General features: G+C 64.8%; 14 protein-coding genes. 9 read left to right on the top strand and 5 right to left on the bottom strand.

Translation table 11 applies throughout. From position 1 onward, the window contains the following. The first annotated feature begins 5 nt into the window (after window positions 1–5). The 3 genes from ACXJJ9_RS00620 to ACXJJ9_RS00610 are packed head-to-tail and all read left to right on the top strand — an operon-like array spanning window position 6 to window position 2,411. Complete coding sequence (locus ACXJJ9_RS00620) at window positions 6–809, top strand: ABC transporter ATP-binding protein (RefSeq protein WP_457095370.1); 804 nt, start codon at window positions 6–8, stop codon at window positions 807–809. Between the two features lies 1 nt (window position 810). Beyond that, window positions 811–1,737 carry an MlaD family protein gene (locus ACXJJ9_RS00615; RefSeq protein ID WP_457095369.1) on the top strand — a complete coding sequence of 309 codons (927 nt, stop codon included), beginning with the start codon at window positions 811–813 and terminating at the stop codon, window positions 1,735–1,737. A 41-nt stretch (window positions 1,738–1,778) separates the two neighbouring features. Next, entirely contained in the window at window positions 1,779–2,411 is a 633-nt protein-coding gene (locus tag ACXJJ9_RS00610; protein ID WP_457095368.1) for an ABC-type transport auxiliary lipoprotein family protein, read from the top strand. 23 nt (window positions 2,412–2,434) lie between these two features. On the opposite strand, the gene ACXJJ9_RS00605 is transcribed toward ACXJJ9_RS00610, so the two are convergent. Next, window positions 2,435–3,022, bottom strand: a complete 588-nt coding sequence (locus tag ACXJJ9_RS00605; protein ID WP_457095367.1) for an alpha-ketoglutarate-dependent dioxygenase AlkB family protein — start codon at window positions 3,020–3,022, stop codon at window positions 2,435–2,437. Window positions 3,023–3,138: 116 nt separating this feature from the next. Here ACXJJ9_RS00605 and ACXJJ9_RS00600 point away from each other — a divergent pair, with 116 nt between their 5' ends. Beyond that, complete coding sequence (locus ACXJJ9_RS00600; protein WP_457095366.1) at window positions 3,139–4,782, top strand: electron transfer flavoprotein-ubiquinone oxidoreductase; 1,644 nt, start codon at window positions 3,139–3,141, stop codon at window positions 4,780–4,782. Then, a complete protein-coding gene (locus ACXJJ9_RS00595) occupies window positions 4,782–5,624 on the top strand; it encodes a methyltransferase domain-containing protein (protein WP_457095365.1) in 843 nt (280 codons plus the stop codon). Before ACXJJ9_RS00600 ends, ACXJJ9_RS00595 begins: the two co-directional genes overlap by 1 nt. Before the next feature lie 5 nt (window positions 5,625–5,629). Here the strand turns inward: ACXJJ9_RS00595 and ACXJJ9_RS00590 are convergent, their stop codons facing one another. The 3 genes from ACXJJ9_RS00590 to ACXJJ9_RS00580 form a co-directional block, all read right to left on the bottom strand. Beyond that, window positions 5,630–7,810 carry an FG-GAP-like repeat-containing protein gene (locus ACXJJ9_RS00590; RefSeq protein ID WP_457095364.1) on the bottom strand — a complete coding sequence of 727 codons (2,181 nt, stop codon included), beginning with the start codon at window positions 7,808–7,810 and terminating at the stop codon, window positions 5,630–5,632. Window positions 7,811–8,075: 265 nt separating this feature from the next. Then, entirely contained in the window at window positions 8,076–8,705 is a 630-nt protein-coding gene (locus tag ACXJJ9_RS00585) for a CoA transferase subunit B (RefSeq protein WP_457095363.1), read from the bottom strand. Between the two features lie 20 nt (window positions 8,706–8,725). Further along, entirely contained in the window at window positions 8,726–9,445 is a 720-nt protein-coding gene (locus ACXJJ9_RS00580; protein WP_457095362.1) for a CoA transferase subunit A, read from the bottom strand. A gap of 177 nt (window positions 9,446–9,622) precedes the next feature. Here ACXJJ9_RS00580 and ACXJJ9_RS00575 point away from each other — a divergent pair, with 177 nt between their 5' ends. The 4 genes from ACXJJ9_RS00575 to ACXJJ9_RS00560 are packed head-to-tail and all read left to right on the top strand — an operon-like array spanning window position 9,623 to window position 14,043. Next, window positions 9,623–10,369 carry an electron transfer flavoprotein subunit beta/FixA family protein gene (locus ACXJJ9_RS00575; protein ID WP_457095361.1) on the top strand — a complete coding sequence of 249 codons (747 nt, stop codon included), beginning with the start codon at window positions 9,623–9,625 and terminating at the stop codon, window positions 10,367–10,369. Next, window positions 10,369–11,313 (top strand): electron transfer flavoprotein subunit alpha/FixB family protein, encoded by a 945-nt coding sequence (locus ACXJJ9_RS00570; RefSeq protein WP_457095360.1) that lies wholly within the window; start codon window positions 10,369–10,371, stop codon window positions 11,311–11,313. The genes ACXJJ9_RS00575 and ACXJJ9_RS00570 overlap by 1 nt, the downstream gene beginning before the upstream one ends. A 38-nt stretch (window positions 11,314–11,351) precedes the next feature. Further along, complete coding sequence (locus ACXJJ9_RS00565; RefSeq protein ID WP_457095359.1) at window positions 11,352–11,912, top strand: hypothetical protein; 561 nt, start codon at window positions 11,352–11,354, stop codon at window positions 11,910–11,912. 49 nt (window positions 11,913–11,961) lie between these two features. Further along, complete coding sequence (locus tag ACXJJ9_RS00560) at window positions 11,962–14,043, top strand: glycoside hydrolase family 99-like domain-containing protein (RefSeq protein WP_457095358.1); 2,082 nt, start codon at window positions 11,962–11,964, stop codon at window positions 14,041–14,043. 89 nt (window positions 14,044–14,132) lie between these two features. Here ACXJJ9_RS00560 and ACXJJ9_RS00555 read toward each other — a convergent pair whose 3' ends face one another. After that, window positions 14,133–15,206, bottom strand: coding sequence for a glycosyltransferase family 2 protein (locus ACXJJ9_RS00555; protein WP_457095357.1), 1,074 nt, complete (start codon window positions 15,204–15,206; stop codon window positions 14,133–14,135). Window positions 15,207–15,233: the final 27 nt, after the last annotated feature.

Below are 15,233 nucleotides of genomic sequence, written 5' to 3'. Positions count from 1 at the left end.
ACGCCATGATCGTCCCTGACGCCGCCGAACCGATCGTGCGCGTGCGTGGTCTCGTCAACCGTTTCGGCGAACAGCTCGTGCACGATGGGCTCGACCTCGACGTGCGTCCGGGCGAAATCCTCGGCGTGGTCGGTGGCTCGGGTAGCGGCAAGTCGGTGCTGATGCGCTCGATCCTTGGCCTGCACGAACCGGACGCCGGCGCGATCGAAGTGCTCGGGATCGATGCGCGCAGCCAGACCGCGAACGTGCATCGCGAGATCGAACGCAGTACCGGCGTGCTGTTCCAGGACGGCGCGCTGTTCTCCTCGCTCACGGTCGGCGAGAACGTGCAGGTCCCGTTGAAGGAGTACCACCCCGAGCTGCCCGATTCGCTGCGCTACGAACTCGCACTACTCAAGGTGAAGCTCTCCGGCCTGCCCGCCGATGCCATCAACAAGCTGCCTTCGCAGCTATCGGGCGGCATGCGCAAGCGCGCCGGCCTGGCGCGTGCGCTGGCGCTGGATCCGCCACTGCTGTTCCTCGATGAGCCCACCGCGGGCCTGGACCCGATCGGCGCCGCCGCCTTCGACCGCCTGATCCGCACCCTGCAGGAGGCGCTGGGCCTCACTGTATTCCTTGTCACCCACGACCTCGACACGCTCTACGCCATCTGCGACCGCGTCGCGGTGCTGGCCGACCACAAGGTCGTGGTGTGCGCGCCGATCGAGGAAGTGGAACGCTACGATCACCCGTGGGTGCAGGACTATTTCCACGGTCCGCGTGCCCGCGCCGCGCAGTCCGGGCACGCGCGGCAAAGCCAGGAAAACTGACATGGAAACCAAGGCCAACTACGTCCTGATCGGCGCCTTCACCATCGTGGTGACGCTGTTCCTGCTGCTGTTCGCGCTGTGGGCGGCGAAGTATTCGTCCGAGAAGGACTGGAAGCAGTACGCGGTGATCTTCGAAGAACCGGTCACCGGCCTGAGCGAAGGCAGCCCAGTGCTCTACAACGGCATCTCCGTCGGCACCATCGAATCGCTGCGCCTGTCGCCCGAGGACCCGCGCCGTGTGCTCGCCACCCTGCGCATCCAGGCGCGGACGCCGGTGAAGACCGACACCCGCGCGAAGATATCCACGCCCAGCCTCACCGCGCCGCCGATCATCCAGCTCACCGGCGGCAGCCCGCAGGCGCGCCTGCTCATGGACGTCGACCACAGCGACGTCCCGGTCATCCGCGCCGAGGCCTCCGCGCTGCAGAACATCGCCGACACGGCCAACAAACTCGTTGCGCGCATGGACGAGCTGCTGAGCGAGGAGAACATCAAGCGCATCTCCAATTCGCTGGCCAGCATCGAGGCCATGACCGGCGCGATCGGCGACCAGCACGAGGACGTGCGCGCGATGATCGTCAGCGCGCGCCGTTCCAGCGAGCAGCTCGAAAAGACCCTCGCCCGCACCGACGCGGCCGTCAGCGACATCGATCGTGAGCTGGTGCAGAAGCTGCCAGCCCTGATCACCAAGCTCGATGGCACGCTGGCGAAACTGGATTCGGCGGCCGGTGGCGTCGACGGCATCGTCAGCGACAATCGCGCCGCGATCAGCAGCTTCGCCAATGACGGGCTCAGCCAGCTCGGGCCGACGCTGGCCGAGCTGCGCGGCCTGGTGCGCGACCTGCGCCGCATCAGCAGCCGCCTCGACAGCGGCCCCACGCAGTACCTGCTGGGACGCGACCGACCCAAGGAGTTCGAGCCGAAATGAGCACAGGAATGGGGAACCACGGGTCTGGATTGGCAAGGGCGATGCGCGCCGGCGCATGGCTGGCGACGCTCGTGGCGATGGTGTTGCTTGCGGGCTGCGCGCGACTGCTGGCGGGTGGCAGCGAGGGCCCCCCGACGATCTATGCGCCTGACGTCCACGTGCAGGCAACGCAAGCCTGGCCGCAGGTGCGCTGGGCGCTCGCCATTGGCCACGCCAGCGGCGCGCGCACCGCCGACAGCCTGCGCATCGCGGTCCGGCCGACGCCGAGTGAGCTGCAGATCTACAAGGGCGCGCAATGGGCGAAGTCGCCCGGCGACATGATCGAAGACGGCGTGCTGCATGCACTGGAGGACTCCGGCCGCATCGCCAGCGTGGGCCGCCAGGGCAGCGGCATCGCCTACGATTACCGCCTGCTGCTGGACGTGCGCCGGTTCGAGTCCGATTACGCCGGTGGCGCCACGCCGACCGCAACCATCGAAATCACTGCCAAGCTGCTGCACGTCAAGGACCAGCAGCTCGCCGGTTCACGTACGTTCCTGCAGACGCAGGCGGCGTCGTCGCCCGCCGTGCCGGACGTGGTGGCTGCGTTCGAACAGGCACTGACCTCGGTCAGCGGCGAGCTCGCCGGCTGGAGCCTGACCACCGGCGAACAGTACGAGCGCACGCGCCGCTAGAGCGGTCGTCGTCCGACGTCCGGTCAGCCCAGGATTTGCCGGAATGTCAGGTTGATCCGCTCGCCCACGGCCTTCGCCGTCCGCGGCAACGCGTGCCGGTAGTGGCGCTGGGTTGCGCCCGCCATCACCAGCAGGCTGCCGTGCGGCAGTTCGATCGCGAGTTTCTCCTGCGGCTGGTCGCGATGCTTCAGCACGAATCGCCGCGTCGCCCCCAGGCTGACGGACGCGATCACCGGCGCCGGGCCAAGTTCGGGCTCGCTGTCGCTGTGCCAGCCCATGCAGTCCCGGCCGTCGCGGTAGCGATTGGCGAGCACGCTGTTGAAGCCGGCGTCGAGTTCGGCACACAGGCGCTCGCGCAGGCGCTGCAGCGACGACGGCCACGGCCGCGGCTCGAACAGGGTGCCCGAATAGCGATAGGCCGTCCCGGGATCGCCGATCCAGCAACTCAGGCGCGGCGAGGCGTGCTCGCGCCCGAACAGGCGGACGTGATGGGTTTCCCAGGCGACTTCGTCGCGCAGGCCCCGAAACAGCCGCTCCGCCTCGTCCTCCGCCAGCCAATGCGGGTCGAACGAGACGTCGGCATCGACCAGCGGCAATCGCTGCAGGCTCATGGTCCGACGCTACCACGGTGCTCCCGGCGGGCAATCCGGACGGCCGATTTGCCCGTGCCGTCCGCAACCGCGAAAATCCCCGGATTCACAGCCATGCGGCCCCCGCGGAGCCACCAATGACCGACGTCCCCGAAAACACCATGCCAATCGAGCGCGAGGTCATGGAGTACGACGTCGTCACCGTCGGTGCAGGACCGTCCGGCCTGGCGTTCGCGATCCGGCTCAAGCAGCTCAATCCCGATATCTCGGTGTGCGTCATCGAGAAGGCCTCGACCATTGGCGCCCAGATCGTGTCCGGCGCGGTGATCGAGACCGGCCCGCTCGATGCGTTGCTGCCGAACTGGCGCGACAACCCGCCGCCGATCTGCGTGCCGGCGGTCAAGGACGAGTTCTGGCTGCTGAGCAAGACCGGCCATATCCCGCTACCAATCCCGCCGGGCATGCATAACCGCGGCAACGTCATCGTCAGCCTCGGCGCCCTGTGCGCCTGGCTGGCGCCGCAGGCCGAGGCGCTGGGCGTGGAGATCTACCCCGGCTTCGCCGCCTCCGAAACGCTGCACGATGCCGACGGCACCGTGGTCGGCGTGCGCATCGGCGACATGGGCGTGGCGAAGGATGGCAAGCACAAGCCCGGCTTCACCGCGGGTATCGACATTCGCGCCAAGGTCACCGTGCTCGCCGAAGGTGCGCGCGGCCACCTGACCAAGCGCCTGGTCAAGCAGTTCAGGCTCGATGCCGACAGCGATCCGCAAAGCTACTCGATCGGCTTGAAGGAGCTGTGGCAGGTTCCCGAAGACCGCGTCGAGCCAGGAAAGATCGTCCACAGCTTCGGCTGGCCGGCCGATACCAAGACCTACGGCGGCAGCTTCCTGTATCACCTGGACAAAGGCCGCATCGCCCTGGGCTACGTCAGCGGGCTCGACTACCAGGACCCCGAATACAAGCCATGGGAAGCCTTCCAGCAATGGAAGAACCATCCCTCGGTCAAGCCGCTGCTGGAAGGCGGCAGCATCCTCTCGGCCGGCGCGCGCGCGATCGCCTGCGGTGGCTGGCAGTCGCTGCCCAAGGTCGAAATGCCGGGCGCCCTGCTGATCGGCGACACGGCCGGCCTGCTCAACGTCCCCAAGATCAAGGGCACCCACCAGGCGATCCGCTCGGGCATGCTCGCCGCCGAGCACCTGGTGGCATCGCAACTCGCGCCGCAAGGGTTCGATGCAAAGCTGCGTGCGTCCGAGGCGATGGCCGAGCTGAAAAAGGTCCGCAACATCAAGCCCGGCTTCAAGCGCGGGCTGTGGTTCGGCATCCTCAACTCCGCCTGGGAAACCATCACCGCCGGCCTGTCCCCCTGGACGCTGAAGGTCAAGGCCGACTGGTCGACGCTGGACAGGGTCGGCGCGCACGAGTCGCCCAAGCGCGACTACGTCGACCGCGACCTCGCGCCGCGCGACCGCCTGCAGAGCGTGTACTACGCCGCGACCGAGCACGACGAAGACCAGCCCGTGCACCTGCAGGTGCTGGACACCAACATCTGCGTCACCCGCTGCGCCGAGGAATACGACAACCCGTGCACGCGCTTCTGCCCAGCGAACGTCTACGAGATCGTCGACGAGGCGAAGACCGATGGCAGCAGCGGCAAGCGCCTGCAGATAAATGCCGCCAACTGCGTGCACTGCAAGACCTGCGACATCAAGGACCCGTACGAGATCATCAACTGGGTGACGCCGGAAGGCGGATCCGGGCCGAACTACCAGAACCTGTGATGCCCCGCCGACAGCCTCAGGTTATCGTCGGGCCCGGCGCACCGTTCCCTGCCGCCACTGCATGTCGACATCCCGGTATTGAAATGTTGAACTCCCGGACGCCGCGCCACATCTCACAGGAATGGTTAATGGAAAGGCTTAACTACACGGCACTGGAACGGGTCAAAGTGTCGCGGCCAGTGGATCGGCTGTCCTTCCTGGAAGCCCACGTCCGCGGAAAGGCCATTTTTGATCTGGGCGCGCTGGATGAAACCGCCTATCAATCAAAGCAAACCACGACGAGCTGGCTGCATGCCCGCCTGTGTCGGACCGCGAGCAACGTGGTTGGCATCGATAACTCCCGGATCATTCCCGACGAAGGCCTGCGCACGTCGGGCAACGGCGTGATCATCCGCGCGGACATCTTCGACCTCCGCGATGTCACCGAGCAGTTCGGCCTTCCGGAAGTGATCGTGGCCGGCGAGCTGATCGAGCACTTGCCCAATACCAGCGAATTCCTGCGGTCCCTGAAGGCCAGCGCGTATCTGAAAGGTGCACAGCTACTGGTCACCACGCCGAACGCATGCTGCTGGCACAACACCCTGGTCGGCTTGGCCGGAAGGGAATCCATGCACAAGGACCACCTGCAGATCTATTCCTACAAGACGCTGCGCACGCTCTTTGAAAGCAGCGGCTTCGATGTCGAATCCATCCAGCCGTATTACGCGCGCTTCCCCGAGATGATCGAGGCCGGTCCGTGGCCCGTATCGTTCGGAGCGCGAATGTTCCAGGGGGTGACCAACCTCCTGGAGACAATCACGCCCCTGCTCAGCTCGGGCTGGATCGTAAAAACCCGGATCTAGACTCGTCAGTTCGAATCGACTTCAACATCGACCGGACGCCAGCCGTCGCCGTACGCCCCGACGTACGAATGGACGAATGCAGCGCCGGTGCTCGACAGCAGTTGCAGGTCCGATGCGGCACTGCTCCACAGCACGTCGGACCGGTTGTCGCCATTGAAATCCGCCACCGCGACGGGGAAATACCCGGGGGCTGCGGGGAACGACGCGCTGCCGGATACGCTCGGGCCGTCCATCAGCCAATAGCCATACTGCGTCGAACTACGTAACAGCAGATCGTCGCGGCCATCGCCGTTGACGTCGCCCGCGCCAAATATCCGCCAGCCACTGGGGTAGTTCCATGCCATCCGGCTGTCGACGAAGGTCGTGCCATTGCTGGTCAACATGATCAGGTCGCCCAGATCGCTGGTCCACAACAGATCCAGGTAGCCGTCGGAGTTGAAATATCCCGAAGTCACCAGCCGGTAACCGGCGGCGGCGGGCCGCGACTGGATGCTCAGGATCTGCCCGCCGCTCATCAGCCAGTGACCCCACTGCAATGCGCCGGCGTTGTGCCAGACCAGGTCGTCGGTCCCGTCGCCATTGATATCGCCGGCGGCCACGATCCGCCAGCCGCTGGGATAGTTACCAAGGAAGCTGTCGATAAATCCGCTCCCCGTACTGCTCAGCAGCCACAAGTCGCGTTGCGCGCTCGTCCAAATCACGTCCATGCGGCCGTCGCCATTGAAATCGCCCTGCGCGGCAATCGTGTATCCCGGCGCGGCGGAGAAATTCGGTGCCTGCAGGATGGTCGATCCGTTCATCAGCCAGAAACCGTGCCGTGAGCTGACCGGGTTGTGCCACAGCAGGTCTTCCATGCCGTCGCCGTTGATGTCCTTGCGCGGACGCGGCACCGTAACCGCGGTCGCGCGGAATGCCGCGATCAGCGGCATCGTCTGCGCCATGCTGCGTGCATTGTCGGAGACATTCGCAACGCCTGTCGGTCGGCCCGTCCCCGCATCCGACACATTGGGATTTGCGAAGTAACGGATCCCGCGCTGGGCGCTGTTTGGCAGGCGATAAGCCATCACCGTATAGAAACCGGACGTCGACGTTTCGCGGTAACCGTACGAGTACGCGTGCGCTCCGGGCTCGGTGCTGTCCTCGGTGTTGTGCGCCTGTCCCATGTTGTGGCCAAACTCGTGCGCCAGCGACTCCTTGCGACAGCCGTAGGTCTTGCCGTCGGACTCGTCGTAGTCGCCCATGTCGAGATCGTCGCTCACCACCGAGTAGCCGAACGGGGCATCAGAATTGTTGATGGACGACCTGTCACCACCGATGAGCCAGGCGATGCCGCAACCATCGTTCTCGGGGGTCCGGAATCGACGGACCAGCGACACCAGGTCGGCGCCATATTGGTCGCGAGCCGCGCGCAGACCCGCAAAGGCGGGGTCAGTGGGCATGGTGCCCGTGCCTGCCTGGTATCCGCTCAGTTTGCTGAGGGCGTCGCCATTGTCGGTGGCATCGGCATACGCCACGGAAAGCGTCCGTACGAGGCGGACCTGTGCGCTGATCTGGCTGTTGGCGTAGGCCTGGTTGGTGATGTCCACCAGGTTCTGCAATCGGGTCACAGCCTGCGAGTCGCCGCCGAGCTCGGCCGCATAGGCGGTCGTGTAGCCCAGGGCGACGTCGACAGTCACGGCAGCAGTGGCCGCTACAGCCTGGGGTTGCGCCGCTGCGGCAAGGGACTCGCTCGAAGCCAGCGACGCGGCCAGGCTCGGCGGCACCAGGAAGTCAGGCTTCGATGCCTCCGGCGAATGCAGCCTGGTGGGGTCGATCTGGACGACCCAGGCGCGTCCGCCGCGGGTGGACAACCGCAACTCCTCGCGGCCGTGCTGCGGAATGCTGCCGAACACGGCCTTCTCGCCGAACGTCAGGACCGCATCCTCGCCATAGGCGTCGCGGCCAATCCACGTCCAGTTGCCGTTGGGATGTTCGAAATGCCGCTGGTACTGCAGGCGGACCGGCTGTCCATCCGGCGCAGTGATGGTCATGTGACCGGTCACGATCGCGCTGAAGGCATGCGCTTCGCTGATGTCGGCGGGATACCAGGTGGATGCATTTTCATGGCGCACCGGCTGCGCGGAATAGCGCAGCAGGTCGCCACGATCCGGCAATGCGGCGAATGCGCCCGCGCTGCGGATGGGCACCAACGCGGAGGGTGCCGGGAACGGCCGTTGTCCACTCGCGCGACTGACCGGGGGCGGATCGGAAGTCCTGAAACAACTCAGGCCAGCCAGCGTGGCTGCCAGGACGAGGGGGACGGTCAGAAGGACAGTACGGCGCATGGCGGACGATCCGGTGGGATGCCCGCATCCTGTGGCTTCCGGCGCCCGCAATCAATGCCGTCGTGGCGCGGTACGGGGATTCGCCGCGGATTGGGGGCATCCATGCCTTGTCCGGTTATGCCACTGGTCAGCCGGCGAGGGCGACGCCCGTTTTTTCGCGGAGTTCGTCCAGGGTGACGCCGGGCGCTAGTTCACGGACCTGAAGTCCGCGCTCGCCCACGTCCATCACAGCCAGGTCGGTGATGATGCGGTTGACCACTCCCACGCCGGTGAGCGGCAGCGTGCACTCGGGCAGGATCTTGTGCTCGCCGCCCTTCGCGGTGTGCTCCATCAGCACGACGACGCGTTTCACGCCGGCAACCAGATCCATGGCACCGCCCATCCCCTTCACCATCTTGCCGGGCACCATCCAGTTGGCGAGGTCGCCCTTCTCGGTGACCTGCATCGCGCCGAGGATCGCCAGATCGATGTGGCCACCGCGGATCATCGCGAAGGAATCGTGGCTGCCGAAGTAGCTCGCGCCGCGACGCGCCGTCACGGTCTGCTTGCCGGCGTTGATGAGGTCGGCGTCGACCTCGGATTCCAGCGGGAAGGGACCGATGCCGAGCAGGCCATTCTCGCTCTGCAGCCATACGTCCATCCCCTCGGGAATGAAGTTGGCCACGAGCGTCGGCAGGCCGATGCCGAGGTTGACGTAAGCACCGTCGGTGAGTTCCTGCGCGGCGCGCTGCGCCATCTCGTCGCGGGTCCAGGGCATGTTGGTTTGTCCTCGTTTCGTTACGCGGCGCGCACGGTGCGCTGTTCGATGCGCTTTTCCGGCGCCGGATTGTGGACGATGCGGTCCACGTAGATGCCGGGAAGGTGCACGTGGTCGGGATCGATCGCGCCGACCTCGACGATTTCCTCCACTTCGGCCACGCACACCTTGCCGGCCATGGCGCAGGCCGGGTTGAAGTTGCGCGCCGTCTTGCGGAACACGAGGTTGCCGGCCTTGTCCGCCTTCCACGCCTTCACCAGCGACACGTCGGCCTTGAGCGCGGTCTCCATCACGTACCAATGGCCGTCGCCGAACTGGCGCGTTTCCTTGCCTTCGGCGACCACGGTGCCGTAGCCCGTGCGCGTGTAGAAGGCGGGAATGCCGGCGCCGCCGGCACGCAGGCGCTCGGCGAGCGTGCCCTGCGGGTTGAACTCGAGTTCAAGCTCGCCCGAGAGGAACTGGCGTTCGAATTCCTTGTTCTCGCCGACGTACGACGAGATCATTTTCCGGATCTGCCGCGTGGCCAACAGCAGGCCGAGGCCGAAGCCGTCCACGCCGGCGTTGTTGGAGATCGCCGTGAGATCCTTCGCGCCGGAGTCGCGCAGCGCCTCGATCAGCGCCTCGGGGATGCCACATAGGCCGAAACCTCCCACGGCCAAGGTCTGGCCGTCTGCGACGAGCCCTTCCAGCGCCGCGGCGGCGTTCGGGTAAACCTTGCTCCTGGCGGTGGCCACGGCCATCGTGCGACTCCAAGTGGGGAGGCGCGAGTTTAACGCGGGCCATGGCGGCGCCATACCGTACTTTCGGGCATGTCAACGGATTTTTACCGGCGGCGGGGCCGCCTCCGTTAGAATTGCCGACCCGGCCGCCCCAAGGCCGTGCACCTTTCGGAACCTCCCCACAGGAACCCCCGCACGATGAAAATCCTCGTCGGTTACAAGCGCGTGGTGGACTTCAATGTCCGCATCCAGGTCAAGCCGGACGGCTCCGGCGTGGTCACCGACGGCGTCAAGCTGTCGGCCAACCCCTTCGACGAAATCGCGCTGGAAGAGGCCCTGCGCCTGCGCGACAAGGGCATCGCCACCGAAGTCGTGGTCGCCACCATCGCCCCGGCCGACGCCCAGGCGCACCTGCGCAACGGCCTGGCCATGGGCGCCAATCGCGCCATCCACGTGGTCAGCGACCAGCCCATCCAGCCGCTGACCGCCGCGCGCACCCTGCTCAAACTGATCGAGAAGGAACAGCCGGACCTGGTGATCCTGGGCAAGCAGGCCATCGACGACGACGCCAACCAGACCGGGCAGATGCTGGCCACGCTGTGGGGCCGCCCGCAGGCGACGTTTGCCTCGAAGCTCGAGATCACTGCAGGTAAGGCCACGGTCACGCGCGAAGTCGACGCCGGCCTCGAGACGCTGGAAGTCGACCTGCCGGCGGTGGTGACCACCGACCTGCGTCTGAATGAGCCGCGCTTCATCAAGCTGCCGGACATCATGAAGGCCAAGAGCAAGCCGATGGAAACCATCGCGTTCGCCGACCTCGGTGTCGACACCGGCGACACCCTCAAGACCACGCATTACGCCGCGCCGGCAAAGCGCAGCAAGGGCGTGATGGTGAAAGACGCGGCCGAACTGGTCGCCGCACTCAAGGCAAAGGGGTTGCTGTGATGAGCAAGGTACTGATCGTCGCCGAACACCTGGACGGCAAGCTCAACGCGGCCACTGCCAAGTGCGTGTCCGCCGCGCAGGCATTGAAGCCCGAGTCCATCGATATCGTCGTGCTGGCCGCCGACCCGGCGGGTATCGCCGCGGAAGCCGCGCAGATCGCCGGTGTCGCCAAGGTGCTCACCGTCGCCAACCCGGCCAATGCCAACGCCATCGCGCAGGTGCTGGCACCGCAGATCGCCAAGGCCGCCGCGGGCTACTCGCACGTGTTCGGCCCCTCGACCACATTCGGCAAGGACCTGATGCCCTGCGTTGCCGCCCTGCTCGGCGTCGCCCAGGTGTCCGACGTGATGGCGGTGGAAGGCAGCCACACCTTCAAGCGCCCGATCTACGCGGGCAACGCAATCATTACGGTCGAAGCGCCGACGGACCATGCCGTGGTCGCCACCGTGCGCACCGCATCGTGGCCGGAAGCCGCGCGCGGCGGCAATGCCGCGGTCGAAGCCGCCAATATCGATGCCGCCGTGCCGACGCACACGCGTTACGTCGGCCTCGCCGCCGGCAAGTCGGACCGTCCCGACCTGCAGAGCGCCAGGCGCGTCGTTTCGGGCGGCCGCGGCGTCGGTTCCGCCGAGAACTTCAAGATCATCTACGACCTCGCCGACAAACTCGGCGCCGCCGTGGGCGCCTCGCGCGCCGCGGTCGATGCGGGTTACGTGCCGAACGAACTGCAGGTCGGCCAGACCGGCAAGATCATCGCGCCGGAGTTGTACATCGCCGTGGGTATTTCCGGTGCGATCCAGCACCTGACGGGCATCAAGGATGCGGGCACGATAGTGGCGATCAACAAGGATGGCGATGCGCCGATCTTCGAGATCGCGGACATCGGGCTGGTTGGCGACCTTTTCACGCTGTTGCCTGCCATCGACAGCGAATTGCAGAAATAACCCCATCAGCTGAACCCCCTACCAGCACAGAGGACACCATGCTTAACCGCCATTCGATTTTGTTGGCCATAGCGATCTCCTTCTCGCTGGCCGGATGCCTGGACCGTCCTGCCACGGAAGCGACTGGGCCGTCTGACAATGCACCCGCGAAAACCACAGCCGAATCGAACGTAGGCTCCGGCACCTTGTTCGAGTATCCGGTGGGTGGCGACGCCTCGGCGTTTCCGCTGGCCCCGGGTAGTTTCATAAGCGGATCGCTCCCTTTTCATGAGGGACAACCTACTGCCATCGCGGTGCAGATCGGCAATTACGGCAACACGTCGGATGGAAGCCTCTCGGTCGAGCTTTGCCAGAAGGATCGATGCTCGACCGGAACAGCATCGCTGACATCGAGCACTGACAACGCCTATCTCGAAATCCCCATCAGCCCTGCGCTGGACACCGCCGACACCAGCCCGTTCCGGTATCGCCTCGTGAAGGTCGCCGGCTCCAAGCAGGTAGCGGTCTGGCTGTACACGCTTCCCCCGAAGATCGAGTCCCCCAAAGTGAACGATCAAACGGCATTGTTCCGAACGCCAAAATTGGCTCTGCGGTTTTGATTCCAGAGCTCGAGGGGAACGGTTTGTGGCGGACGCATCCGAGTAATCCGTGAGCGGCATCCTGCCTCCGCGCGACCGGTCTGGGGTTGCGGCCCTGGTTTCAGTGTGTCGCAACCTGGCCTCGTCGTTGCCGCTGCCCGAAACGGCGCGTCGCCTACTCCGCTCGGTGGCAAAGCGGCTCCTCGTCGCTCCCGCCAGCCGACAGAGAGGGCCGCTGACGGCGACGCACCTGGGACGCGCCGTCATGCGCGGCGATGGTCGCGCAGTCGGATATCGCGACAAGAAGCAGCTAACCGCTCCTGATGCCGCATCGACGGTTGTCGCGTTTTATCTTCCGCAATTCCATCCCATTGAAGAAAACGACCAATGGTGGGGGCCGGGCTTCACGGAATGGCGAAACGTAACGCGTGCGCTGCCGCAGTTTGAGGGACATCCCCAGCCCCGCCTGCCAGGCGAGCTGGGTTTTTACGACCTTAGACTGCCTGGCGTGATGCAACAGCAGGTCCGGTTGGCGAAGCAGTACGGAGTCGGAGCGTTCTGCTTCTACGTCTACTGGTTTGCAGGGCGACGCGTCCTCGAGCGACCCGTCGATTCATACCTGTCGGATCCCACTTTGGAGCTGCCCTTCTGCCTGTGCTGGGCAAACGAGCCGTGGACGCGCCGATGGGACGGCCGGGCGGAGGAAGTGTTGCTGGAACAGCAACACAGCCCCGAGGATGATCTGGCCTTCATTTCATCCCTGGTGCCATTCCTGCAAGACCCACGGTACTTGTACGTCGATGGAAAACCCCTCGTTATTGTGTACCGCCTGGAGTTGTTTCCCGACCCAGCAGCAACAGCCGCGCGCTGGCGGAATTACTGTCGCGAGGCGGGCATAGGTGAGATCCACCTGGCGTGCGTGGAATCGTTCCGGCGCATAGACCCGCGGCCACTCGGCTTTGATTCCGCCATCGAGTTTCCGCCAAATCTCACCCAGACATTTGGCCTGACTATCGACAGGGAACCCATCAACCCCGGCCATGAGGGTGAAATATTGGACTGGCGAGCCATGGCAGACCAGTTTCGCGCGCGCAAACGCCCGGACTACCCTCTGTTCCGTGGCGTCAATCCAGGTTGGGACAATGAGCCCCGCCGCCCCGGCCGGGGGAGAAGCTTCGTCAACAACTCTGTCCGCGGCTACGAGAGCTGGCTGCGCAACGCACTAGCGAGCACACCCGACGCGAAGGAAACTTCCGCGAGCAGGCTGGTCTTCATCAACGCATGGAATGAGTGGGCAGAAGGGGCATATCTCGAGCCTGATACGCGCCTTGGTTACGCGTTGCTTGAAGCAACACACCGGGCCCAACTTCCACCGCGGCCCAAGCAAAACCGCCCCTGTGCCGTGATCCATGTGCACTACCCTGAACTCCTTGCGGAAATGCTGGAGTGCATAAGCGCGTCGGACGGCGATTGGCGCATAGTCGTCACCACCTCGTCCCAACTGGCGGCGCAGGTCGACGAGAGCATCGAACGATGGACGCAGAGTACCCGCGCCCATCAAGGTAAAAACTACACGATCGAGACGCGGGTAGTTGAGAACCGCGGCCGCGACATCCTCCCGTTCCTGCGTGTCGCAGACGAACTGATCGACGAAGGCGAGGACCTGATACTCAAGTTGCATACCAAGCGTTCACCGCACTTGGACAATGGCGACTCCTGGCGTTCCCAGCTGCTGGACAAGCTGATCGCTCCTGCCCGCGTGACCGCGGTATTGCGCGCCTTCCATGGCGATCCCTTACTCGGCATGGTTGGGCCGTCGGGACACGCACTCGATATGAGCATGCATCAAGGTGGCAACGCAGAGTCCATATCGCTCCTTCGACGCCGACTCGGAGTTCACACGGAGCCGGGTCTCTTCTTTGCGGGCTCGATGTTCTGGGTACGTCTGGGTGCATTGCAGCCACTGCTTGACGCGCACCTGGACGAATTTTTGTTCGAGGAGGAGCGCGGCCAAGTCGACGGAACAATCGCTCACGCGCTCGAGCGCATGATTCCAGCGGTGGTGACTACCGCGGGATTCCGGATTTCAGTCACGGACGATCCTGAAGCCGGCATCCCGGCCGTCGAGCCCGACTATCCCTTTGTTCCCTGACGATGGAAAACGTAGTGCGGCACACACTTACGAAGCGCCTGCCTACCGAGTCTCGTGTTCTTTTCCGCTGCGGTTTGTTCGTGAACCGTCTAGCGTTCCAGCCGCTCCCGCGTGGAATGCGAAGCATCGACGCTATGGGGGAGGCGATGATCGGATGAACGCCATTCCGGGTTACGCGAGCGTCGGCTGATGCGTCGACGGGGAACCCGCGCGATATCGTAGGCGAGAAAAGCCAACAGCAACTGCAGCCCAAGCATGATGGGGAGCGCGGCCAGCATCACCGTGCCCGCAGACGTCGCCGCACCGCTGGCGAAGGAATGCGCCCATGACATCGCACCGAAAACCGTCCCCACGGCCACCAGGATGAGCCCTGCCACCAGCTCTACCGATGCGATCGTGAAGTCACGCAGGAAGTAATTGTAAAACACGCGCTTCAGCGCATTGCGTGCGTGCTTGAAGGCGAACTCCCCGATGACACGGGAGATCTTCAGGTTGCTGACCTCGTCTCCGTAGCGGGCATCAAGGGGAACATCCACCACCACTGCGCGCGCGAGATTCAGGCGGAACAGGATGTCCGTCTCGAAAAAGTAACGCTCGCTGATCTTGCGTGCATCGAGCCGGCGCAGCGCGTCGGCATGGATGGCCGTGTATCCGTTCGTCGGGTCCAGAATGTCCCAGTAACCGGTGGAAGCTTTCGCCAGGAACGAAAGCACCGCGTTCCCCGCTATCCTCATTCGCGGCATGTTGCCGATGTAGGTCAAGTCGTAGAAGCGATTTCCCTTCGTATAGTCCGCCTCGCCCTCGACGATCGGCTCGACGATGTCCCACATTTTCAGGGGGTCCATCTGGCCGTCGCCGTCGATTTTCACGATGATGTCGTGACCAGCGTCAACCGCTGCTGCGTACCCGGCGAGGACCGCACCGCCCACGCCCCGATTGCGGCTGTTGAAGACGACGCTGACGCGCGGATCCGCCATCGCCTCGACGACTGCGCCGCTCTGCTCCGGACAAGCGTCGTCTACGACATAGATATGGCGGACAAAAGCAGGAACGGTTCGCACGACGTCCTCGACGTGCGCTGCCACTTTGTAGGCAGGAATCACGACTGCAATCGAAGGACTACCTCCGCGCACGTCCCGCTTTTGCTCGTTTGCTTCTTCCATGTCTGATTACCCGCAAGGGTGGCAGGG

The sequence above is a fragment of the Lysobacter sp. P5_B9 genome, assembly GCF_054049835.1.
This window is presented reverse-complemented; position numbering and strand designations above follow the sequence as displayed.

Coding starts and splice junctions, on each gene's coding strand:
- ACXJJ9_RS00585 (WP_457095363.1), bottom strand. CDS start 8,705: ATGCCCTGGACCCGCGACGAGATGGCGCAGCGCGCCGCGCAGGAACTC.
- ACXJJ9_RS00620 (WP_457095370.1), top strand. CDS start 6: ATGATCGTCCCTGACGCCGCCGAACCGATCGTGCGCGTGCGTGGTCTC.
- ACXJJ9_RS00615 (WP_457095369.1), top strand. CDS start 811: ATGGAAACCAAGGCCAACTACGTCCTGATCGGCGCCTTCACCATCGTG.
- ACXJJ9_RS00580 (WP_457095362.1), bottom strand. CDS start 9,445: ATGGCCGTGGCCACCGCCAGGAGCAAGGTTTACCCGAACGCCGCCGCG.
- ACXJJ9_RS00555 (WP_457095357.1), bottom strand. CDS start 15,206: ATGGAAGAAGCAAACGAGCAAAAGCGGGACGTGCGCGGAGGTAGTCCT.
- ACXJJ9_RS00610 (WP_457095368.1), top strand. CDS start 1,779: ATGCGCGCCGGCGCATGGCTGGCGACGCTCGTGGCGATGGTGTTGCTT.
- ACXJJ9_RS00570 (WP_457095360.1), top strand. CDS start 10,369: ATGAGCAAGGTACTGATCGTCGCCGAACACCTGGACGGCAAGCTCAAC.
- ACXJJ9_RS00565 (WP_457095359.1), top strand. CDS start 11,352: ATGCTTAACCGCCATTCGATTTTGTTGGCCATAGCGATCTCCTTCTCG.
- ACXJJ9_RS00600 (WP_457095366.1), top strand. CDS start 3,139: ATGACCGACGTCCCCGAAAACACCATGCCAATCGAGCGCGAGGTCATG.
- ACXJJ9_RS00605 (WP_457095367.1), bottom strand. CDS start 3,022: ATGAGCCTGCAGCGATTGCCGCTGGTCGATGCCGACGTCTCGTTCGAC.
- ACXJJ9_RS00595 (WP_457095365.1), top strand. CDS start 4,782: ATGCCCCGCCGACAGCCTCAGGTTATCGTCGGGCCCGGCGCACCGTTC.
- ACXJJ9_RS00575 (WP_457095361.1), top strand. CDS start 9,623: ATGAAAATCCTCGTCGGTTACAAGCGCGTGGTGGACTTCAATGTCCGC.